General features: G+C 60.8%; 21 protein-coding genes and 1 pseudogene. 11 read left to right on the top strand and 11 right to left on the bottom strand.

The window, feature by feature from the left end:
* Window positions 1-9: 9 nt before the first annotated feature.
* The 3 genes from ACERZ8_RS02400 to ACERZ8_RS02390 all read right to left on the bottom strand — a co-directional run bounded on the left by ACERZ8_RS02400 (window position 10) and on the right by ACERZ8_RS02390 (window position 3869).
* Window positions 10-1164, bottom strand: a complete 1155-nt coding sequence (locus ACERZ8_RS02400) for a carbohydrate ABC transporter permease (protein ID WP_407590521.1) — start codon at window positions 1162-1164, stop codon at window positions 10-12.
* Complete coding sequence (locus ACERZ8_RS02395) at window positions 1164-2399, bottom strand: carbohydrate ABC transporter permease (RefSeq protein ID WP_407590520.1); 1236 nt, start codon at window positions 2397-2399, stop codon at window positions 1164-1166. Before ACERZ8_RS02395 ends, ACERZ8_RS02400 begins: the two co-directional genes overlap by 1 nt.
* 111 nt (window positions 2400-2510) lie before the next feature.
* Window positions 2511-3869 (bottom strand): ABC transporter substrate-binding protein, encoded by a 1359-nt coding sequence (locus ACERZ8_RS02390; protein WP_407590519.1) that lies wholly within the window; start codon window positions 3867-3869, stop codon window positions 2511-2513.
* 247 nt (window positions 3870-4116) lie between these two features.
* Here ACERZ8_RS02390 and ACERZ8_RS02385 point away from each other — a divergent pair, with 247 nt between their 5' ends.
* Window positions 4117-5142: a substrate-binding domain-containing protein gene (locus ACERZ8_RS02385; protein WP_407590517.1), complete on the top strand. Its 1026-nt coding sequence runs from the start codon at window positions 4117-4119 to the stop codon at window positions 5140-5142.
* A 4-nt stretch (window positions 5143-5146) separates the two neighbouring features.
* A pseudogene (locus tag ACERZ8_RS02380) lies at window positions 5147-6468 on the top strand (GH1 family beta-glucosidase).
* Window positions 6469-6861: 393 nt separating this feature from the next.
* Here ACERZ8_RS02380 and ACERZ8_RS02375 read toward each other — a convergent pair.
* Together ACERZ8_RS02375 and ACERZ8_RS02370 are read right to left on the bottom strand one after the other, a co-directional pair.
* The gene (locus ACERZ8_RS02375; protein ID WP_407590516.1) at window positions 6862-7968 is read right to left on the bottom strand and encodes a Gfo/Idh/MocA family protein; all 1107 of its coding nucleotides are present in this window, start codon (window positions 7966-7968) and stop codon (window positions 6862-6864) included.
* A 13-nt stretch (window positions 7969-7981) separates the two neighbouring features.
* Window positions 7982-8692: a GntR family transcriptional regulator gene (locus ACERZ8_RS02370; RefSeq protein ID WP_407590515.1), complete on the bottom strand. Its 711-nt coding sequence runs from the start codon at window positions 8690-8692 to the stop codon at window positions 7982-7984.
* A 106-nt stretch (window positions 8693-8798) separates the two neighbouring features.
* Between ACERZ8_RS02370 and ACERZ8_RS02365 the strand changes: the two genes are divergently transcribed.
* The 7 genes from ACERZ8_RS02365 to ACERZ8_RS02335 all read left to right on the top strand — a co-directional run bounded on the left by ACERZ8_RS02365 (window position 8799) and on the right by ACERZ8_RS02335 (window position 15197).
* Window positions 8799-9953 (top strand): LLM class flavin-dependent oxidoreductase, encoded by a 1155-nt coding sequence (locus ACERZ8_RS02365; protein ID WP_407590514.1) that lies wholly within the window; start codon window positions 8799-8801, stop codon window positions 9951-9953.
* Complete coding sequence (locus ACERZ8_RS02360) at window positions 9953-10843, top strand: aldo/keto reductase (protein WP_407590513.1); 891 nt, start codon at window positions 9953-9955, stop codon at window positions 10841-10843. The genes ACERZ8_RS02365 and ACERZ8_RS02360 overlap by 1 nt, the downstream gene beginning before the upstream one ends.
* Window positions 10843-11355, top strand: a complete 513-nt coding sequence (locus ACERZ8_RS02355) for a flavin reductase family protein (RefSeq protein WP_407590512.1) — start codon at window positions 10843-10845, stop codon at window positions 11353-11355. Before ACERZ8_RS02360 ends, ACERZ8_RS02355 begins: the two co-directional genes overlap by 1 nt.
* Before the next feature lie 152 nt (window positions 11356-11507).
* Window positions 11508-12089 (top strand): TRAP transporter small permease, encoded by a 582-nt coding sequence (locus ACERZ8_RS02350; RefSeq protein ID WP_407590511.1) that lies wholly within the window; start codon window positions 11508-11510, stop codon window positions 12087-12089.
* On the top strand, window positions 12090-13619 hold the full coding sequence (locus ACERZ8_RS02345; protein WP_407590509.1) for a TRAP transporter large permease: 1530 nt from the start codon (window positions 12090-12092) through the stop codon (window positions 13617-13619). It abuts the gene before it with no gap.
* A 32-nt stretch (window positions 13620-13651) separates the two neighbouring features.
* The gene (locus tag ACERZ8_RS02340) at window positions 13652-14710 is read left to right on the top strand and encodes a TRAP transporter substrate-binding protein (protein ID WP_407590508.1); all 1059 of its coding nucleotides are present in this window, start codon (window positions 13652-13654) and stop codon (window positions 14708-14710) included.
* Window positions 14711-14780: 70 nt separating this feature from the next.
* A complete protein-coding gene (locus ACERZ8_RS02335) occupies window positions 14781-15197 on the top strand; it encodes a hypothetical protein (protein WP_407590507.1) in 417 nt (138 codons plus the stop codon).
* 322 nt (window positions 15198-15519) lie between these two features.
* On the opposite strand, the gene ACERZ8_RS02330 is transcribed toward ACERZ8_RS02335, so the two are convergent.
* From ACERZ8_RS02330 to ACERZ8_RS02315, 4 genes are all read right to left on the bottom strand, one after another.
* Complete coding sequence (locus ACERZ8_RS02330) at window positions 15520-16029, bottom strand: DinB family protein (protein WP_407590506.1); 510 nt, start codon at window positions 16027-16029, stop codon at window positions 15520-15522.
* Window positions 16030-16074: 45 nt separating this feature from the next.
* Window positions 16075-16563, bottom strand: a complete 489-nt coding sequence (locus tag ACERZ8_RS02325; RefSeq protein ID WP_407590504.1) for a GNAT family N-acetyltransferase — start codon at window positions 16561-16563, stop codon at window positions 16075-16077.
* A 75-nt stretch (window positions 16564-16638) separates the two neighbouring features.
* The gene (locus ACERZ8_RS02320) at window positions 16639-17394 is read right to left on the bottom strand and encodes an SDR family NAD(P)-dependent oxidoreductase (RefSeq protein ID WP_407590503.1); all 756 of its coding nucleotides are present in this window, start codon (window positions 17392-17394) and stop codon (window positions 16639-16641) included.
* 230 nt (window positions 17395-17624) lie between these two features.
* Window positions 17625-18095: a tetratricopeptide repeat protein gene (locus tag ACERZ8_RS02315; RefSeq protein ID WP_407590502.1), complete on the bottom strand. Its 471-nt coding sequence runs from the start codon at window positions 18093-18095 to the stop codon at window positions 17625-17627.
* Here ACERZ8_RS02315 and ACERZ8_RS02310 point away from each other — a divergent pair, their 5' ends adjacent.
* Together ACERZ8_RS02310 and ACERZ8_RS02305 are read left to right on the top strand one after the other, a co-directional pair.
* Complete coding sequence (locus ACERZ8_RS02310) at window positions 18096-18419, top strand: cytochrome c peroxidase (protein ID WP_407590501.1); 324 nt, start codon at window positions 18096-18098, stop codon at window positions 18417-18419. It abuts the gene before it with no gap.
* A 5-nt stretch (window positions 18420-18424) separates the two neighbouring features.
* Window positions 18425-19402: a cytochrome-c peroxidase gene (locus ACERZ8_RS02305; RefSeq protein ID WP_407590500.1), complete on the top strand. Its 978-nt coding sequence runs from the start codon at window positions 18425-18427 to the stop codon at window positions 19400-19402.
* Here the strand turns inward: ACERZ8_RS02305 and ACERZ8_RS02300 are convergent.
* Both ACERZ8_RS02300 and ACERZ8_RS02295 read right to left on the bottom strand, forming a co-directional pair.
* Window positions 19399-20184 carry a carnitinyl-CoA dehydratase gene (locus tag ACERZ8_RS02300; RefSeq protein WP_407590499.1) on the bottom strand — a complete coding sequence of 262 codons (786 nt, stop codon included), beginning with the start codon at window positions 20182-20184 and terminating at the stop codon, window positions 19399-19401. The two genes, ACERZ8_RS02305 and ACERZ8_RS02300, sit on opposite strands and share 4 nt — an antisense overlap.
* Window positions 20181-20789 (bottom strand): DJ-1/PfpI family protein, encoded by a 609-nt coding sequence (locus ACERZ8_RS02295; RefSeq protein WP_407590497.1) that lies wholly within the window; start codon window positions 20787-20789, stop codon window positions 20181-20183. Before ACERZ8_RS02295 ends, ACERZ8_RS02300 begins: the two co-directional genes overlap by 4 nt.

The raw sequence follows: 20789 nt of genomic DNA, 5'->3' as shown, positions 1-20789 counted from the left end.
CGAAACCCCTTACTTTACCGAACCGGCCAAAAGCCCGCGAACAAGATATTTCTGCATCGCAAAGAACACGGCCAGTGGCACGGCAATCGACACAAAGGCCGCCGTGGCAAGGATCTCCCAGTTGCCGCCCCGTGTCCCAAGCAGGTTCACGATCTGGTCGGTCATCACCGTTGTCTGGCCTGTTGCGTCGATCAGGAACACTTTGGCCACCAGCAGGTCATTCCATGTCCACAGGAACTGGAAGATTGCAAAGGACGCCAAGGCAGGGAACGACAGAGGGAGGATGATCTTGGTGAAGATCTGAAAATCCGTCGCGCCGTCCACCTTGGCGTTTTCGATGATGTCGCGGGGCAGACCGACCATGTAGTTGCGTAAGAGATAGATGGCGAGCGGTAAGCCGAAGCCGGTATGGGCCAGCCAGACCCCGAGGTATCCCTTGCCGATGCCGATCCCCACATGCAGTTTCAGTAGCGGAATAAGCGCCAGTTGCAGCGGCACAACCAACAGCCCCACAACACAGGCGATCAGGATCGCGCGGCCCGGAAAGTCCATCCACGCCAGCGCATAAGCCGCAAAGGCGGCCACCACGATGGGAATAATCGTCGCCGGTATCGTCACGGTCAGCGTGTTGAAGAACGCCTTGGCCATGTTGTCGTTGGAATCCCCGCTGGTCATGATGTTGACGTAGTTGTTGGTGGTGAATTCCGGCGGTGACACAGCCGTGACAAAGGCGCGTTGCCCGCGGCCACTGATCTGCTCGTCATTGCCCGTCCAGACATAGTTGCCGTCTGCATCGACGGTAAATGTCTCTCCGTCCCCTAGGTCGGCGACTTCTCCGGCGGCATAGGCATCGACCGCACGTGACGAGGTGCCCCAGCTTTGGATTTCGCCGACGTCGCTGCCCTCTTCAAAGAGGTTGCCCTCGACCACGAACAGATCGCCGCGCGCCACGCGGTTGTCGTCCGGGTCAGCGACCCGGTAGCGTTCGGTTTGCTCGGACGGGAACAGGGCAGCCCACCAGCCGGAGCCGGAGATCTGGTCAGCGGTGCGGAAGGACGACACCAGAAGACCGAAGGTGGGGAACACCCACAAGGCGACCAGCAGCACGACCGAGATATTGACGGCCCAGCCAAGGGAAGATTTGGAACCAGCGATATTGTCCATTATTTCATCTCCTTACGGGCGTTGTAGACGTTCCAGACGAGGATGGGGGACACCATCACCATGATGACGATGGCTGCGGCAGACCCGACGCCCCAGTCATTTGCGCGGAACAGTTTGTCGAACATGTAGTTGGCAAGAACCTGTGTTTCCCACTGGCCGTTGGTCATCGCGAACACGATGTCAAAGACCTTGAGAACAGTGATGGTGATCGTGGTCCAGACCACGACGATGGTGCCCATGATCTGCGGCACCTTGATCTTGAAGAAGACCTGGAACGGGTTGGCCCCGTCCACGATGGCGGCCTCGACTGTTTCTTCTGGGATGCCGCGCAACGCGGCGGACAGGATCACCATGGCAAAACCTGTCTGAATCCAGATCAACACGACCATCAGCATAAAGCTGTTCCAGAACGGAATGGTCAGCCATGTCTGCGGTTCGCCATAAGGATAGTCAAAGGTGAAAATGCCGACCAACGAGGTCACGGACAGGTACACCAGATAAAGCGCGCCAGCGCCGACAAACAGGCGCAGCGGAATGAGCCCGGCACCACCGCCGTTTTGGCGGCTTTCCGCGATGGGGCGGACAAAAATCCAGCCCACGTAGGCCACGATGGCGCCGAATGCCAAAAGAATGAGTGCTGGCAGCAATTGCAGGAACAACAGCGATCCGATGCCGCCCTCAAACTGCAGCCAGACGGCGTTCAGAATGCCGATCTGGTTTTGATCCGCGGGGCGCGTTTCATAGACCAGTTTAAAGATCACGCCCGCGCCGACAAAAGAGATGGCCATGGGCATGAAGATCAGCGACTTGGCCACGGACCCCCATTTGATCCGGTCGGTCAGTTGCGCGGCCAGAAGGCCAAACGCGGTCGATGCGGCGGGCACGATGATCAGCCACAACAGGTTGTTGCGCAGCGCCTCCCAAAATTTGGGTTCGCCGAACATCTGGTTGTAGTTGGCCAAACCCACGAACCCGCCGTCCAGATCGCGATCTGTCAGGGACAGGCGCAGGGTCTCGAAGACGGGGTAGGCAAGGTAAAGGCCAAGGGCGAACATCGCGGGGAACAGGAACAACCAGGGCCGGATCATGTTGGCGCGGTTGATGTTCTGACCCGCCTTGGGCCCTTTGGCAGGGTACAGGACCTTGTCCAGAAACTGATTGGAAAAGTAGAAATAGGCGATGCACCCACCGACGCCGATGATGATGGTGATCAAGCCTTGGATTGCCGGGTTCATGGACTGTCTCCCTTGTCACGGGCCTTTGGCCCTTGTTGACCGTTTGCGGTCTGGTCTTGGACCAGCCCACCGATGCGGCGGACTGGTCGTTGTCGTGAGTGGAGAGATCGCTTACTTCAGCGCTTCCCAGCTGGCCTGAATGTCGCTGGCCACAGCCGCTGCATCCTTGCCGCCGGTATAGTCGACCATGCCGGTCCAGAACGTGCCCGCACCGACGCCACCGGGCATCAGGTCGGATCCGTCAAAGCGGAACGTGGTCGCGCCCAGCAGAACATCACCCAGCGCGCGCAGCGTGTCGTCCTTATAGGCTTCGGTGTTGACGCCCTTGTGGGGTGTGAGGAACCCGGTCTGCGCCATCATGATCTCGTGGCTGATCGGCAGCTGGAAGAACTTCATCAGTTCAGACGTCGCATCCGAAGGGCTTGTCACAGCCATCAGCGTACCACCGCCCAGAACCGGGTTGCCCAGATCCTTGGAGGCATAGCTTGGGAAGTAGAAGAAGCCGGTGTCCACGCCAAATTCCACATCTTCAGGGAAGAAGGCAGGCACGAACGACGCCTGACGGTGCATGTAGCACTGTGGGGGTGACGAGAAGAGGCCCTTGGGGCTGTCGCGGAAGTCGGTGGAGGCAACTGCACCCGCCCCGCCGGACACTTTCGCATCGTCACGGGCAAAGTGGCCGAATTCCTCGATGGCGGCGACAACGCGTGGATCGTCAAACGGAATTTCGTTTGTGGTCCACTGGTCATAGACTTCGGGTTCGACCGTGCGCAGCATCATGTCCTCGACCCAGTCGGTCGCAGGCCAGCCTGTCGCCGCACCACTTCCCAGACCGATGCACCATGGTGTTTCGCCATCGGCGACGATCTGGTCTGTCAGCGCCTTCAGCTCTTCCATGGTTTCAGGAATGTCATATCCTGCATCTTCAAAGTTCTCGGGGTTGTACCAGACCAGCGACTTGACGTTCACGTTGTAAAAGAACCCGAACATCTGGTCGTTGCCGTCGGCATCCGCATAGGTGCCCAGATCGACCCAGGACTGGCCAGCCGCGTAGTTTTCGGCAACCCAGGATGCCATGTCATCACCCAGCGGCGACAATTGACCCTTGCCCGCCATCACCGACGCAAGGCCGGGCTGTGGGAAGACGGAAATGTTGGGGGCGGAACCCGCTTCGGCGTCGATCACGATCTGCTGTTCGAAAGAATCCGACCCGGTATAGATCACGTCCGCGCCTGTCGCCTCTTCGAAATAGGCCAGAGCGTTGTTCAGGTAACCATCTTCTGGTGTCAGCCATGGGCCAAAGACTGTGACAGTCTGGCCGCTCAGGTCCGGTGCGTTTTCGGCCCATGCGTTGTAGCTGTCCCAGCTAAAGGGGCCTTCGCCGATCGGGAAAGCAATGTGGCCGTCCGCATGCGCGGTGGCAGCCGTGATCGCCAATGCAGCTGCACTGGCCAGTAGAGTTCTGGTCATCTTGGTTATCCTCCCATTTTATGCCCAAGTCGCACCGTCCAGTGGACAGCCCGCCTGCGCAATGACAAATTGCCAAAGCGCTTTGGAATGGCCTGACCGTCGCTCAAAAAATCATGGCTGTCAAACCCTGTGCGCGATGGGGCTGAATAAAGATTAACACGCAAGAGTGGAATCTGCGAAGGTTTTGACGAAGGTGCCGCCATTGGGTAGCGTCGCCGAACCTTAAAGCGCTTTGGATCGGAATGCTGTGAATCTTAAGGAACTATCGAAACATCTGGGGCTGAGCCAGACAACGGTAAGCCGCGCACTGAACGGATATCCCGAAGTGTCCGAGGCCACGCGCGCCCGTGTCGTGGCCGCAGCGCAAGCGCATGATTACAGTCCCAACACCCGTGCCCAGGGCCTCGCGACCGGTCACAGCCGCTGCATCGGGCACGTTATTTCGGTGGGTGATTCGGGCGAAATGGTGAACCCGATCTTTGGTGACTTCATGGCCGGGGCCGGAGAAACCTATGCCGAGCATGGCTATGACATGATGCTCACCCGTGTCGGCGAACGCGATGAGGCCGAAACCTATCGCCGTCTCAAGGCGCGCGGGGCCGTGGACGGCATCGTGATGCACGCGCCGCGGTTCAACGATTCGCGCCTCCAACTGCTCGACGACCTTGGGTTGCCTTTTGTCGTCCATGGCCGCTCAAGCGGTGCGCGGGTGCCTTATTCATACCTCGACGTGAACAACCGCCGCGCCTTTTACGAGGCAACCCGGCATCTGGCGACTCTGGGGCATCGCCGGATCGCGCTGATCAACGGTCAGGAAAAGCTGGATTTCGCCATACGCCGCCGCAAGGGATACGAGGAAGGGATGGAGGCGTCCGGCCTGATCGTTGATCCGGCCCTCATGACTCAGGATGAGATGACCGAGGATTACGGCTACCGCAGCGCGGTCGACATGTTCGATCTGGCCGATCCGCCCACTGCCTTTCTTGTCTCGTCCATCATCTGTGCCGCTGGTGTGCGCCGGGCGCTGGATGATCGCGACCTGCGCGCCGGTCAGGACGTGTCGATTGCCACGTTTGACGACTGCCTCAGCTATTTCCGCAACAGCGCGGTGCCGCCGGTGTTTACCGCCATGCAATCATCGGTGCGCGCAGCAGGCAAGGCGCTGGCCCAGATGCTGATCGACCGGATCGACACGCCGGGCGCTGTACATGTCCACACCTTGTGGGAGGCCGAGTTCGTCGTCGGCGGCTCCACCGGTCCACTGAAGGAGTAAGCGCATGTTGACCCACAAACGCTCCGATTTTCCCGATGGTTTCCTGTTTGGCGCGGCCACGTCGGCCTACCAGATCGAAGGTCACAAATTCGGCGGCGCGGGCCGCGCGATGTGGGACGATTTTGCGGCCACACCCGGCAACGTGGTGCGCGCCGAAGACGGGGCATTGGCCTGCGATCACTATCATCGCTACGAGGCAGACCTTGATCTGCTCAGGGACGGGGGCTTTGATGCCTACCGTTTCTCGACAAGCTGGGCGCGGGTGATGCCGGACGGGCGTCACGTCAATCCGGACGGGCTCGACTTTTATGACCGGCTGACGGACGCGATGCTGGAACGCGGCCTCAAACCCATGGCGACGCTGTACCATTGGGAACTGCCCTCGGCGCTGGCCGATCAGGGGGGTGGCGCAACCGCGACATTGCAGGCTGGTTCGGCGACTTTACCGAGGCCGTGATGGGCCGCCTTGGTGACCGGATGTTTTCGGTCGCCACGATCAACGAATTCTGGTGCGTGTCCTGGCTGTCCCATTTTGTCGGAGCGCACGCACCCGGTCTGCGCGACATCCGCGCAACGGCGCGGGCCATGCACCACGTCATGCTGGCCCATGGCACGGCCATCGAACGTATGCGCGCAATGGGCGTTCAGAACCTCGGGGCGGTGTTCAATATGGAATGGGCCGCCCCGGCGGACGACAGCGCCGAAGCCATCGAGGCGGCGGCGCTCTATGACGATTATTACAACCACTTCTTTGTCTCCGGCGCCTTCAAGGGCCGCTATCCCGACCGGCTGGTCAAGGCGCTGGGCCCGCACTTGCCCGACAACTGGCAGGACGATTTCGGCACAATCGCCGCACCGCTCGACTGGGCCGGGCTCAACTACTACACCCGCTCGCTTCTGGCCGGGAACGACGGCCCCTGGCCGCACCTGAACGCCGTCGAGGGACCATTGGAAAAGACACAAATGGGGTGGGAAGTGTACCCTCAGGGCCTGCACGATTTCCTTGTGCGCACGGCACAGGAATACACCGGCGATCTGCCGATCTATGTGACAGAAAACGGGATGTCGAATGCCGATACGGTCGCGCATGGCGTCGTGGACGATCCGGCGCGCATTTCATATTTCAACAGCCACCTCGCCGCCGTGCGCGACGCGATTGCCAAGGGTGTTCCGGTCAAGGGCTACATGGCCTGGTCGCTGATGGACAATTACGAATGGGCGCTGGGCTATGAAAAGCGGTTCGGCATGGTGCACGTCGATTTCGACACGCTGGAACGCACGCCCAAGGCAAGCTGGCATGCGTTCAGGGACATGCTGAGCAGGTAGGCGAGGGGTGGCCGCACTGCAGGACTTGGATGCCTTATTTGGGTCCAAGTTTTGGTACACAGTTCACTTCCAAGTTTTCGCCTGAAACGGCGAAGGCAGGAAGTGGATACGATTGAGGCTAGTATGGAATTTCTTCGCTTTCTATATGACTATCACATTCTCCAATCTGTGCCATTCATCGCCTTTATACTGTATTTGACCTTCTTAAAGCGCCGCACCAAAGGTCGTCCCGGAACCCGTCAAACCAATCGAGCCACGTCGAGAAGTTCCGAATACTACAGCACAGAAGTCGACGAACTGTAGCGAGAGAGCACCCACTATTCAGCTCATGGCCTTTGGCGTGGTCACATTGGAAACAAGGCGCTCAAACCCTCCTTCACATCCAACGCTGCCCTACATCCACCGCCGCGGGTCCACCGCCGCACCCGTCCGCGCGCTTTCCTGCGCGGCGATGCCCATAGCGACCGCCGCCCAGCCGTCATGCAGTGACACCTCGGGCACATCCGTTTCCCCCCGCACCAGCGCCAAAAACCGCTGATGCTGAAAGAACGTCGATCCGTTGTGATCGCCCGCCTGCAACAGCAGCGGGTCCACGGGGATCTCATGCACCATCGGCCCTTGCGGCGCGCGCGGCGACGTCACCAGTTTCGCCACCGGGGCAGGGCCCAGATGGGCAGGCCAGAACCGGCCCGGGCCGGGCACAAAGGCTTCGATCTTGCCCACGGGGCCGACGGCGGACAGTTCCTCCTGATAGGCCGATCCTTCGGCGAACATGCACAATTCCAGCATGGCGCGTGTGCCGTTGTCGAAATCCACGATGACATAGCCGCTGTCGATGATGTCGGGCACTTGCCCGTCATAGGACTCGTCCAGATGGTTCACGGCCTGTGCGGCCGATGCCATCACACGCACCGGCTCCGCCCCAAGGGCGTGGCGCATCAAATCAAAGAAGTGGCAGCATTTTTCGACAAAGGTGCCGCCCGTGTAGCGGTTGAACCGGTTCCAGTCGCCGACTTTTGGCAGAAAGGGAAAGCGGTGTTCGCGGATGGACAGCTGTTTGATCCCGCCCGTCGCCGCCTGTGAGTGCGCCAGAAAACTGGCGATCACGGGCATATAGCGGTATTCCATCGCGACCCAGATCGGCGCGGGATAGCTGTCGCGGAATGCCGCCAGCTTTGCGACGTCCTCGGGGTCGGTGAACAGCGGCTTTTCGACAAGCAAGGGCAGGGGCCGCGTTGCCGCGATTTCTTCCAGTTGCGCGACATGGCAATAGTTGGGGCTGACGATCACCACGCAATCAAGATCGTCTACGGCCAGCAATTCTTCGACGCTGCCGACAATGGCCGCACCGGGCGCGAATTCCTGTGCCTTTGCGGCCATCCCGGCATCGGGTTCGAAAACCGCCGCCACACCCGCATCCGGCAACAGCGCGATATTGCGCAGGTGTTCCTGGCCCATCATGCCGCATCCGATAATGCCGTATCTCACCATTTGTGCCATCCCGGGGCGTTCCTTATTTCAATCGTTGGACATAGACCGCGCGGGCCGGGTCGAACCACGTGCGCGAAAACTCGATAGGTTTGGGGCGGTCGGCCCAGCTCAGCCGTTCGATATAGCCGACCGTTTGGCCGGAGCGTGGCACATAGGCGTCGGGTGCCCAGTCGGGCACAGGCCCAAGGCTCACCCGGTCTTCGGCGCGCTGAATCCACAGGCCCAGTTCCTTGCGGTAGGTGGCGTAAAGAGATTCGGACATCGTCGCTGAATCGATCAATCCGGCATCCGCGTCCAGCCAGATCTCCTCGACCCCCATGATTGTGTCATTGAGGGAGCGCAGGCGGCGGATGCGAGTCGCACGTTGTGATGTGCCAAATGGCGGCAGGTCTTCGGGCTTGTCGATGTGATCGAGCGACAGGACATTGGCGCGCGGCAGGCCACCGCCGTCCAGCAGTTCGAGCCGGAACATGGCATAGACCGTGCCCGTATCCCCGCCTGCACGGACATAGTTGCCCGACCCCTGTACGCTTTCGATCAGCCCCTTTTCGCCCATATCCCGCAGGGCTTTGCGCAATGTGCCGACACTGACGCCAAGTTCGCTGGCCATCTCGCGTTCAGGCTTCAGCCGCTCTCCGTCGATCAGCCGACCCGCCACGATATCACGCGTCAGCAACTCGGCGATCTGCACGTAGATCGGCAGTGCATGGGGTGAGTTCTGGGGCTGTGACACGGCGGCGTCTGGTCCGGGCAGATGAAAATTGATACACTATTGATCTACATCAATGACAATGTTACGCAAGAGGCAAGTTACCACTCGAACCAAGGCGCTGCCCCATATGACCATTGTCCCCATCACATCCCCTGATCTTGATGCCGCCGAGGTGTCGTGGTTTTCGGCACTGTGTTCGGATGACTATCAGTTCCTGGGTGTGCCGGACGGCGATCTGCGGTCAAGCTGGGCGCATTGCAGCAACATCGTACGCGAGGCCGAGGCGCAGGGCTTTCGCAACATCCTGTGCCCGTCTTCCTATCAGGTCGGGCAGGATACGCTGTCGTTTGTTGCAGGCTGTGCGCCCATCACCGAAAAGATCAACCTGCTGGCCGCCGTGCGCTGCGGCGAGGTGCAGCCGATCATGCTGGCGCGCACCATCGCAACCCTCGATCACATGCTTGAGGGCCGGTTGACGGTCAATATCATCTCGTCCGATTTCCCCGGAGAGAAAGCCGACAGCGATTACCGCTACCAGCGCTCGCGCGAAGTGGTGGAGATCCTGAAACAGGCCTGGACCCGGGACGAGATCAATTACGAGGGCGAAGTCTACAATTTCAAAGGGCTTACAACAGACCCCGTACGCCCCTACCAAACCGGCGGCCCGCTCTTGTACTTCGGGGGCTATTCACCGTCCGCGCTGGAGCTTTGCGGGCAGCATTGCGACGTCTACCTCATGTGGCCGGAACCACAGGAGAACCTCGCCGGGCGGATGCGTGACGTGAACGCAGTGGCAGAGAAATACGACCGCACCCTCGATTACGGCCTGCGCGTGCACATGATCGTGCGCGATACGGAACAAGAGGCGCGCGAATACGCGGACTACATCGTATCGAAACTCGACGACGAATACGGCCAGCTGATCCGCGAACGGGGCCTCGATTCCGGCTCGCTCGGCGTGGCGCATCAGGCCAAGGCACGCGAATTGGCGGACAAATTCGGCTATGTCGAACCGGGCCTCTGGACCGGCGTGGGCCGGGCGCGCTCAGGCTGTGGTGCGGCATTGGTTGGCTCCACCGATCAGGTCCTGTCCAAGATCGAAGAGTATCAAAAGATGGGCATCCGCGCCTTCATCTTCTCGGGCTATCCGCACATTGACGAGGCAAAACATTTCGGATCGCGCGTCATGCCGCACTTGAAAACCTGCTCGCTGCCCCATGCTTATGGCCGGGTGCCCGCAAGCGCACCTGCCACACCCCTTGCCGCAGGAGAGCGCCGCTGATGGACCGCGTCCAACTATCCCAGACCCTCAACTTTTCCCGCATTGTCTACGGCATGTGGCGGATTGGCGATGACACCGACACCTCGACGGCCCATGTGCAGGCCAAGATCAACGCCTGTCTCGATCAGGGCATCACGACCTTCGATCAGGCGGATATCTATGGCGGCTACGTGGCCGAGGCGATCCTGGGCGAAGCACTCAAGGCCGACACCGGTCTGCGCGCCAAGATGGAGATCGTGACGAAATGCGACATCGTCGCGCCGATGGGGCGCTATGCCGATGCGCCCGTCAAATATTACGACACGTCCCGCGCCCACATCATGTCCAGCATCGAAAACTCGCTGCGGGACATGGCGATTGACCACATCGACCTGCTGCTGATCCACCGCCCCGACCCGTTCATGGATCATCACGAAACCGGCGCGGCACTGGATGAGGCGGTGAAATCCGGCAAGGTCGGCGCGGTGGGTGTGTCGAACTTCCGCCCCTATGACTGGGACCTGCTGCAATCGGCGATGAAAACGCAACTGGTCACCAACCAGATCGAGATTTCGCTGGGCGAGATCAACCCGTTCACCAATGGCGACATGGCATTCCACCAGCGCCACGGGCATCACCTGATGGCGTGGTCGCCCTTGGGTGGCGGTGGGCTGATGTCGGGCAGTGACAAGCTGCACGCCGTCATGGACGAACTGGCCGCGACCCATGGCGTTGACCGCGCCGCCATCGCGGTGGCCTTCCTGCTGGCACATCCCGCAGGCATCCTTCCGGTGATGGGCACCAACAATCTGGACCGGATCAAGAAAATCAGCGACGCGACGAACGTGTCGCTCGACCGACCCACATGGTTCCGCCTTTACGAGGCAGCCCTTGGACACGAGGTGGCATGATGACAATGCAAGACCCCAACCAACCCACGATGTTTACGCCTGACGAAACGTCGGGGCGCCAATTGCGCGACGCCTTTGGCAAATTCGCCACCGGCATTACTGTGATCACGGCTGCCAGTGCGGATGGGCCTGTGGCCATCGTGGCCAACAGCTTTTCCTCGGTCTCGCTCGATCCGGCGCTTGTGCTGTGGTCGGTGGACCGGGCCGCACGGCGCTTTCCCTATTTCGACGCGGCAGATCACTATGCGATACACGTGCTGGCCGCCGAACAGCAGGACCTGTGCACGCAAGTCGCCCGCAACGCCCACGCGCTTGGTGACATCCCGCACGAGGTGAACGCGGATGGCGCACCGTTGCTTGATCATTGCCTTGCCCGGTTCGAATGCCGCAGGGTGGCCGCACATGATGCAGGCGATCACGTGATTGTCGTGGGCCAGGTTCAGCGTACGTCTATGCGCGACGGGGCCCCGCTGACGTTTTTCGCCGGTGATTTCGGCACGCTGAACGGCTAGGAGCCGCGGCAAAACAAAAGGCCACGCGGCACCCGCCGCGCGGCCCGACAACAACACGCACCGCCAAAGGCGGGCATCCAACGCGCGGGAAAACCGCGCATATACGGCACCGATGGACTAACCATCGGGCCACCACAAGAGGGAGGGCCCGCATGGGCTTTTTGCTGGCGGTGCTTGCACCGATGGATGCCGTGATCGCATTCGTTCTCAAGATTGGGCGCGCGATCGGCATAGTCGCAATTGCTGTCATGGTGGTTGCCATTCTCATTCAGGTCGTTGCGCGATACGTGTTCAACAACGCCCTTCCCTGGCCGGACGAGGCCGCGCGTTTCTGTATGCTGTGGATGACGGGCCTGATGGCGCCGACGGCCTTCCGGCGCGGCGGTTTTGTGGCGCTCGACATGATCTCGGGCCTTATGTCTGAACGGGTCGGCGCGGTGCTTTCGCTTATCCTTCTGCTGATTTCCGTCCTGATCCTGTTTGTCGCCGTCCAGATCGGGTGGAGTGAAGTGACAGGCTTCGGGGGCCGTTTTGCCACCGCATCCCTTTACATCCCGACTTTTGACGGGTGGTTCCGCATTCCGCGCAGCTGGATGATGCTGTCGCTGCTTGTCGGGGTCGTCCTGCTTTTGGTGGTGAACATCGAATTGATCCTGCGCAGCATCGTTCAGATGCTGGGCGGCGGTGATCGCCTGCCGGTGATCGATGGCGCAGACATGGCGGGGGCCGAATAAATGCTGATCTGGTTCCTTCCACTCTTCCTCTTGTTCCTGCTGATCGGTCTGCCGGTCTTCTTCGGCCTTCTGGCCGCGCCCGGTTTGCTTTTGTGGCTCAACGGTCAGGAAAAAGATCTCACGCTGCTTTATCGCAATGTTTACAACGGTATGGACAGCTTTCCGCTGATGGCCATCCCGTTCTTCATGCTGGCGGGCGAGATGATGAACAAGGGCGGGATCACCATCCGCCTTGTGCAGTTCTCCCAAGCCCTCATGGGCCATTTGCGCGGCGGTCTTGCGCAGGTGAACGTGCTGTCGTCCATTCTGTTTGCGGGTCTGTCCGGCTCTGCCGTGGCGGACACCTCCGCGCTCGGGTCCATGCTGGTTCCGGCCATGGAGAAAGAGGGCTATACCCGCCGCTACGCCGCCGCAATCACGGCCGCCTCTTCGGTGATTGGGCCGATCATCCCGCCCTCGGGCATCATGATCATCTACGCCTACGTGATGGGCGAAAGCGTGGCCGCCCTGTTCCTTGCAGGCATCGTGCCCGGCATCCTTGTGGGTGTCGGCCTGATGGTCATGATCCGTCTGACGGCTGATCACTACGACCTGCCCGCGGCGAAACGGGTCGAATTCGACGGTGTCGAGTTGAAACCGCTGGAAAACTGGGTGTCCTTCGCGCTTGTGCGGCTGAACATAGGTGTGCTGATCTGGGCCCTTCTACCGGAGGCTGTGACTTCTAGTATATCCGAACTGGCGATCCCGTTGGCTTCCGTATTGCCGTCGCGCTTGGCAGTCTTGGTGGCGTATTTTGCACCGTTGCTCGTTTCAATTGTGATTGCACATGCGCTGATGCTGGCCCTGCGCACCCTGGTGAGCAGCGAATTCCGCACAATCTGCAAACGCGCCATCGTGCCGTTGCAAACGCCTGTGCTGATTCTTGGCGGTATTCTGGGCGGAGTGTTCACTCCGACCGAAGCCGCCGCTGTCGCCGTGGCCTATGCGGTGTTCGTGGCGTTTTTCGTGCTGCGCACCATGCGCCTCAGCGACCTGCCCGACATCCTCAGCCGGGCGGGCCTGACCTCGGCCATCGTGCTGTTGCTGGTGGGCGCAGCCATGGCGTTCAAGACCGTGGTGTCGCTGTCCTACGCGCCCCAGATCCTCGCGGATTACATCCTGACGCTGTCGGAAAACCCGCTGGTCCTGCTGTTCCTGATCAACCTGCTGTTGTTCATCGTCGGCATGTTCCTGGATGCGGGGCCCGCGATCATCATACTCGGCCCCATCCTCGCCCCGATCTTCACCGATCTTGGCGTCGACCCGATCCATTTTGCCATCATCATGAGCGTCAACCTGACCGTGGGGCTTGCCACGCCGCCCATGGGGCTGGTGCTGTTCGTGGCCGCCGCAGTCAGTCGGGAGAAAGTAGAAACCATCGCAAAGGCGATCTTGCCTTTCCTTGCGGTCGAAATTGCTGTCATCTTTCTGATTACGTACGTGCCGGCCATTTCGATGACCATTCCCCGTCTGACGGGGTTCGCAAACTAAACGATTGAGACATAACGGGAGGAACCAAATACATGCTCAACACAACCCTCAAAACCCTCATGGGTGCCGCGCTTGTCGCAGGCTCTGCCATGATGGCAACCGCGCAGGAATACACGATCCGCGCCACCGCCAACTCGAACGAGAATGACGAAGACTATGACGGCCTCGTCGTCTTCAAGAACTATGTGGAGGCCGCGTCCAACGGCGCCATGGAAGTCGAGTTGTTCATCGGCACGCAACTGTGCTCGAACGGCGCCGAGTGCCTGCAAGGCGTGGCCGACGGCTCGATTGACGTCTACATCTCCACATCGGGCGGCGCCTCCGGCATCTTCCCTTACGTGCAGGTGCTCGATCTGCCCTACCTGATGGCCGACGACCGCATCGCCGAACACGTTCTGTCCGGCGACTTCACCCGCACCATGCGCGACATGGCGCTTGAGGATTCCGGCGGCGCGATCCGCCTGATGACCGTGGGCAATACAGGCGGGTGGCGCAACTTTGCCAACACCAAACGCCGCGTGGCCGAGCCCGGCGACATGGAAGGGCTGAAAATCCGCACCGTGGTCGCCGACCTGCCACAGGAACTGGTCAAGGCGCTGGGCGCATCCCCGACCCCGATCCCATGGCCTGAACTCTTCACCTCGTTCCAGACGGGCGTTGTCGAAGGCTCCAAAAACGGCATCACCGACATTATGGGCATGAAATTCCCAGATGCGGGCCTGCAATATGTCACGCTGGACGGGCACGCCTACATGGGTGCGCTCTGGTGGATGAGCAACCAGAACTTCATGGCGATGCCCGAAGACATGCGCCGCGTCGTGGTGGACGGGTTCTATGCCCTGCAACAGGCCACATTCGCCTCGCCCAAGCGCAAGTCGATTGCCGCCTATGAAGAGTTCGTCGCCGGTGGCGGTGACCTCTACGTCCCAACGCCCGAGCAAAAGGCAGCCTTCGCCGAAGCCGCAACACCAGTCTATGACTGGTTCAAGGACAACGTGGCCCGCGGCCCCGAAATCTTTGACGCGCTGACAGCAGCCGTTGCTGCGGCCGAAGAAGACGTGAATGCAAGCCGAGCAGCCGATCTGAACTGATCGGACTCGACGTTCAATGCAAGCGGCGCTATCCCGGCGCCGCTTGTTTCGTTTTTGAAAGCCTTGCGTCATGACCAAACCATCCCTCAGCCTGAGCGGGGCGTGGACGGGTGTCTACGACTACGACAACCCGGGCCAGGACGCGGTCAGCTTTGTCGCCACTCTGACGGACATCGCGGGCGTGATCTGGGGCGAAACATCCGAACCCAACAGCTTTTCCCCGATCCCGGACAAGGATCTGGTGGCGTCGATTTCCGGCCTGCGGACAGGGCGGGAAGTCACCTTTTCCAAGGAATACCAGGCCTCTGTGCAGGGCGGTGAAGAAGTCGTGTTCTACGCCGGGCAAGTCAGCGAGGACGGCCAGCGGATCAAGGGCACGTGGCGCATCCAGTTCCCGTTCGAGGTTGGTGGCCCTTTCGTGATGGACCGCGCGGACGGTCGGACGGCGGTCAAGGAACGCACCCGTTTCGCATCGGTGGAGATTTAGCGGCGGCGAACTGCGCGACGCGGCATCCGGTTGAGGTCGGCGATGCGGGACAAACGTGCCGCGTATCGAAACGCCACCACTCAAAAACCGGATCGGAGTCAAGCCGAAGGCGCCGATCCATCGCCAGTCCGCCCCCCGGGCTGGCGATTTGGCTGACGCTGGCATGAAAGGCCAGCGATGCGATAACCTCGATCCATAAAGTGCCCGGGAATGAGCGTGGCATCGCCACCCCGCGGACTGGCAATAGATCGGCTCCCGCTCGCACAGGTCGGCCACCGTCAGCCTGCGCCTCGCGCACCTAAAACCCGCCGCCTCTTCCTGTTCAAACAGTCTCCGGCATCATCGGCAGATCCGTTGACCCCGGATCAATACCGGCACCCGTCAGCATGGCGTGGACCTGCCCCCGATGGTGCGTGGCGTGGTTGAACATGTGAACAAGGTTAAAGCCAAAGCCTGTCTCGACAGCCATATCGCCCCGCATCCACTGCACGTCTCGCGACATGTCAGCATCGGTCAGGCCATCGCACCATGTTCTGATCTCATCGTCCAGTTCAGCCCGCTGGCGCTTGTAATCCGACCAGTCACGCGGCGCATCGGTGTAGGGATGGTTCGGGCCAATTTCACGGGCCGTCGCACTGTCGCCCCGCTGGCGCGCAAGCCAGATGCGATGATCCCACAGGATATGATTGAGCGTTTCCGCGATTGAGCCAAAGAACGCGCCCCGCTTTTCCCACCGCTCTGCGTCCGTCAACTTGTCCGCCGCCGCGACAAGCGACTGGTTCTGCCATCTGTCATAGCGCGCCATCGTCTGGGCATATTTCTTTTCGATCATTACAGCTTACTCCTTGGTGCAGGCGCTTTGGTCATCAGGATTGCGCTATCGTTTCGCAGCCATCGGCAGGATCAAACCCCACCGGGTGTCCTGAGTTGGTCCCAGCGGCTTGAAGCCCAGCTTTTTATAGACTGCAATCGCCATCTCATTGTCCGGGTGCGGGTCGGTTGCGATGACAGGGGCCCCGTCCTCGAAAAGAGCTTTCATTCGCTGTTTGATGAACGCCGATCCGTGCCCGCAGCCGATCATCTCGGGCTCTCCGATAAACTGGTCGATGCCCCGCGATCCTTGCGGAAGACCGGCAAAGTGATGGTCGTCCCAGCCATGCACGGTGTAATCCTGCATGAAGGCAAACGGGCGATCAGTCAGCGAGACGATCCAGCGCGCCACTTTCGGGTCGGCCAAATCTTCGGCCTCATAGGGCGCATCTGCGTCCCACCAACGGCGCACATGCGGCTGTGATTGCCATGTGGCAAGCAGGGCGAGATCATCAGCAGTCACGCGCCGAAAGCTGTAGGTGAGGATGCCGGTCATACGATCAGCCTAGCAGGTTCACCGGCTGTGCGTCGTCCCGAAATCGGCCGTTTGGTGTCTGGCGCTGACGCTATCTCAGAACCTCAACGCCCACCGCGCAAATCGCGGAAACAGCCGCGCGGTCAGCACGTTGGGTTTCAACATGAAGGGCTGGATCACCTGCGCCCTTGGCCGGGCCAACACGTCCGCCAGCACATCCGCGCAAGCCTCCATGCTCATCTTCGGGATCATCTTGCCAAGCATCGGTATCTTTTCTGCCGTGCCGGGGTTGTTGTCGAAATAGGGCGACGTGACCTCGCCAAAGACGACGTGACAACTGTGCACGCCCGTGCCCACCAGATCCTGCGACATCGCTTCGTGCAGGGCACGCAAAGCGGCGCGCGAGGCGGCATAGCCAACGCTTGAGGGCCACGGCGCAAAACAGGCGGGCGAATTCACATGGGCGATCACACCGCTGCCACGCGTCAGCATCCCTTGCAGGAACGCGTGGGCCGTGTTGAAGGCCGCAAAATACGGCGCCTGCATCATCGCCATCGCTTCTTGGGGTGTCGTGTCCTGCACCGTCTTCCACTGGCCCGCACCCGCGCTGTTGATGATGGCATCCGGCACGCCAAAGCGGTCGATCACGTCCCCGGCCATCTGTGCAACCGCATCCGGGTCAGAGGCGTCGCAGGGAATAGGGGTGGCGTTTGGCCCGATCTCCTTTGCAACGGCTTGCAGCGCATCGCCCGAGCGGGCGAGCAATATGACCGACGTGCCGTCGCGCGCCAGCCGCCTGGCGGTCGCAGCACCCACACCACTTGAGCCGCCCGTGATCAATACTGTTTTCAAAATCCGTTCCCCTAACATCAATGCAACACGCTAGCGCGGAGGGGCCTTTGTGACCAGAACACAGTTGGTCTTCAGGTCGTCAATTTCTGAACAAATCGTTAAACCGCCTCTGTAACCTGTTGATATCCTTAGGGGCGGGGCGTGTCCCTGCGTGGGACACCCCATGGGACACCCCATGGGATAGGCCGGGCACGGTAGTCCTTTTCAAAGGTGGAAAGCCCTGCCAAACTCTAGCGGAACGGATACATCCAGACCTTGTAGTCACTGACCAGAATATGCGCGCGATCAATCTCTTCCCGGGTCATTTTCTTGACCACCTCTTCAAGGCTGATGGCGGCATCGGGGTCACCTCCGATGGCCGACAGAGTGTACCACATATAGGCGCGCACAAGGTCCGGGGCAGGCATGCCGCGCCCGACCTCGTAATACCAGCCCACGCCCGATTGCGCGCCGGGATGCCCCTTCATCGAGGCGCGCAGGTACCACTCAAACGCCCGCTCGTCGTCCCGCTCGACCCCGAGGCCAAGGGCGTAGAGAACTCCGATCAACTCCTCAGCCTCCGCATTGCCCGACCGCGCCGCAGGCCACAAAGCGTCATAGGCGGCCTCGTACTGACCGGCCTCCATCATGTCGCGCGCCTCTTCCAACTCGGCGAAAACCGGGGCGGCAAGAAAAACAAGGGCTATCGCAAGTTTGCGCATGTGATCCTCCTGAGTGCGACACCGGCTTTTGCCACCGATCTGCCGCAGCCTTTGGGCGCAGATGATTTCATCACAGTGGACGCGGCACAAGCCAAACTGGGGCAATTGCTGTTCTATGATCGTATCCTGTCGGGCAACCGCAATATCGCCTGTTCCACCTGCCATCACCCTGACCTTGGCACCGGTGACGGGCTCAGCCTCGGGATCGGTGAGGGGGTGTTGGCCTTGGCCCGCACCGCACCGCCGGCACCGGTGACGACCGCATCCGCAAGCGCATCCCGCGCAATGCGCCGGGTCTGTGGAACCTCGGCGCGCGGGACCTGACCGTCATGTTCCATGATGGACGGCTCAGCCTCGCCGACACTTTCGAGAACGGGTTCAATTCCCCAGCCGAAGAACGGCTGCCGGACGGTCTCGACAACTTGCTGGCCGCGCAGGCGGTGTTCCCCCTTGTCGCGCAGTTCGAAATGGCCGGGAATCCGAAGGAGAACGAAGTGGCGGGCGCGGTGCATGACCGCATCGATTATGCGTGGCCCATCCTCACGGATCGGGTGCGTCACATTCCCGAGTATGCAGCGCTGTTTGTCGACGCATACCCACATATCGACCAGTCGAGCGACATCACCATTGCCGATATTGCCAATGCCCTCAGCGCTTTCATGATTTGGGAATGGACCAGCTTTGACAGCCCCTTTGATGCCTACCTTGCCGGAGATGGCGAGGCGCTAGGACCTCTACAGAAACGGGGGCTGGACCTGTTCTATGGAGAGGCGGGCTGTGCCGACTGCCACAGTGGTGCGCTGATGACGGATCAGAAGTTTCACGCACTGGGTCTACCACCATTCGGACCGGGGCGCACACGCCAGTGGGACCCTATGGTGCGCGATGTGGGGCATATGGGGGAAAGCAACCGGCTCGAAGATGCCTATGCCTTCCGCACGCCCATGCTGCGCAACGTGGCTCTGACTGCACCTTACGGGCACAACGGCGCCTACCCGACGCTTGAGGGGATTGTGCGCCATCACCTTAATCCCGCCGCGTCGTTTGATGACTGGTCGCCTGATCTCGCAGCACTCCCGGACGTGCCATGGCTGGCGCAAATCGACTTTGCGGTCTGGCAGGACAGTCGCGAAATGGCGCGGCAGCGGGCGGTGCAGAACCGGACGGTGATTGCGATGAATGACGGCGACGTCGATGCCATCATCGCTTTTCTGAACGCTCTTACCGGTGCAACGGCGCAGGCGGACCGGTTGGGCATTCCGGACGCTGTGCCCAGCGGGCTGCCGGTGGACGGGCCTCTGCCCTAGCGCCCTTTCCAGACGGGATCGCGTTTTTCCGCAAAGGCGCGCGCGCCCTCCATCTGATCCTCGGATCGATACAGCGTTTCGACAGATGCCAGCTGGCTTTTGGTGATGCGGTTCATGGCGTCCTGAAACTTGGCATCCTCGGCGTCACGCACGATTTCCTTGATGGCCGCATAGACAAGGGGTGGGCCCGAGGCGAGCAGGCGGGCGAGTTCCCATGCCCGTTCCATCAACCCGTCGCCGGGCACGATTTCATTGACCAGCCCCCAGCGATGCGCCTCTTGCACATCGAACCAGCGCCCGGTCAGCAGCAATTCCATCGCGATGTGATAGGGAATGCGTTTGGGCAATTTGACCGACGCGGCATCCGCGACGGTACCCGACCGGATTTCGGGCAGGGCAAAGGATGCATGATCCGCCGCCAGAATGATGTCAGCACTCAGCGCCAGTTCAAGGCCCCCGCCGCACGCAATCCCGTTGACGGCCGCGATGACGGGTTTGTTCATGTCCCGCATTTCCTGCAAGCCGCCAAAACCGCCGACACCATAATTGCCATCAACCGCGTCACCGTCTGCGGCCGCCTTGAGGTCCCAGCCGGGGCAAAAGAACTTGGCACCCGCACCGGTGATGATCGCCACCCGCAGTTCGGGATCATCGCGAAAGGCCATGAACGTGTCGCCCATGATCACGCTGGTGGCCAGATCGATGGCATTGGCCTTGGGCCGATCAAGGGTGACCTCAAGGATTGCACCGTCGCGACGTGTCTTCACCGGGCTGTCTGTCATTTGGTCTCTCCTGTGGCGGCAAAGGGGTCATTGTCGGGGTCGGGATTGCGGATATATTCGGCATATGTTGCAGCATCCTGCGCGGCCTTGGGACCAAGGCAGTCTTCGATCACGGCCAGCGCCATGTCCATGCCTGCGGAGACGCCGGACGAGGTGTATATCGAACCGTCTTTCACCCAGCGCGCTTTGCGGTGCCAGTCGACGCCATCGGTCTGATCCGCCACTTTGTCAAAGGCCAGCTTGTTCGTGGTGGCCCGTCGCCCCTCCAGCACGCCCGCCTTGGCCAGCAGCAGCGATCCGGTGCAGACCGAGGTGGTGTATTCCGCCTTGCTTGCCTGATCTTTCAGCCATGACAGCAAGGTTTCGTCACTGTGCGCGATCCGGGTACCACGCCCGCCTGGGACAAGCAGGATGTCATAGTCCACTCCATCGCCAAACGCCTCCTCGGCCACAGTGCTTGGCCCGCCCGAGGCTTTGACCGGTCCGGCCGCTGTGGACACAGTCCGGATTTCGAAGGCCTTGGGGAAAAACGAAAACATCTCAAGCGGTCCATAAAGGTCGAGCATCTCGAAGTCGGGGAAAATCACGGCGGCAATTTTCCGCAT

Origin of the sequence: Tateyamaria armeniaca (genome assembly GCF_045797845.1) — a bacterium.
GTDB lineage: Bacteria > Pseudomonadota > Alphaproteobacteria > Rhodobacterales > Rhodobacteraceae > Tateyamaria > Tateyamaria armeniaca.
Note: the sequence above shows the minus strand (reverse complement) of the source record. Positions and strands in the feature narration are given on the sequence as shown.

Coding starts and splice junctions, on each gene's coding strand:
- ACERZ8_RS02340 (WP_407590508.1), top strand. CDS start 13,652: ATGCTCAACACAACCCTCAAAACCCTCATGGGTGCCGCGCTTGTCGCA.
- ACERZ8_RS02315 (WP_407590502.1), bottom strand. CDS start 18,095: ATGCGCAAACTTGCGATAGCCCTTGTTTTTCTTGCCGCCCCGGTTTTC.
- ACERZ8_RS02305 (WP_407590500.1), top strand. CDS start 18,425: ATGTTCCATGATGGACGGCTCAGCCTCGCCGACACTTTCGAGAACGGG.
- ACERZ8_RS02295 (WP_407590497.1), bottom strand. CDS start 20,789: ATGCGGAAAATTGCCGCCGTGATTTTCCCCGACTTCGAGATGCTCGAC.
- ACERZ8_RS02350 (WP_407590511.1), top strand. CDS start 11,508: ATGGGCTTTTTGCTGGCGGTGCTTGCACCGATGGATGCCGTGATCGCA.
- ACERZ8_RS02325 (WP_407590504.1), bottom strand. CDS start 16,563: ATGACCGGCATCCTCACCTACAGCTTTCGGCGCGTGACTGCTGATGAT.
- ACERZ8_RS02335 (WP_407590507.1), top strand. CDS start 14,781: ATGACCAAACCATCCCTCAGCCTGAGCGGGGCGTGGACGGGTGTCTAC.
- ACERZ8_RS02375 (WP_407590516.1), bottom strand. CDS start 7,968: ATGGCACAAATGGTGAGATACGGCATTATCGGATGCGGCATGATGGGC.
- ACERZ8_RS02395 (WP_407590520.1), bottom strand. CDS start 2,399: ATGAACCCGGCAATCCAAGGCTTGATCACCATCATCATCGGCGTCGGT.
- ACERZ8_RS02360 (WP_407590513.1), top strand. CDS start 9,953: ATGGACCGCGTCCAACTATCCCAGACCCTCAACTTTTCCCGCATTGTC.
- ACERZ8_RS02400 (WP_407590521.1), bottom strand. CDS start 1,164: ATGGACAATATCGCTGGTTCCAAATCTTCCCTTGGCTGGGCCGTCAAT.
- ACERZ8_RS02300 (WP_407590499.1), bottom strand. CDS start 20,184: ATGACAGACAGCCCGGTGAAGACACGTCGCGACGGTGCAATCCTTGAG.
- ACERZ8_RS02355 (WP_407590512.1), top strand. CDS start 10,843: ATGACAATGCAAGACCCCAACCAACCCACGATGTTTACGCCTGACGAA.
- ACERZ8_RS02390 (WP_407590519.1), bottom strand. CDS start 3,869: ATGACCAGAACTCTACTGGCCAGTGCAGCTGCATTGGCGATCACGGCT.
- ACERZ8_RS02345 (WP_407590509.1), top strand. CDS start 12,090: ATGCTGATCTGGTTCCTTCCACTCTTCCTCTTGTTCCTGCTGATCGGT.
- ACERZ8_RS02330 (WP_407590506.1), bottom strand. CDS start 16,029: ATGATCGAAAAGAAATATGCCCAGACGATGGCGCGCTATGACAGATGG.
- ACERZ8_RS02365 (WP_407590514.1), top strand. CDS start 8,799: ATGACCATTGTCCCCATCACATCCCCTGATCTTGATGCCGCCGAGGTG.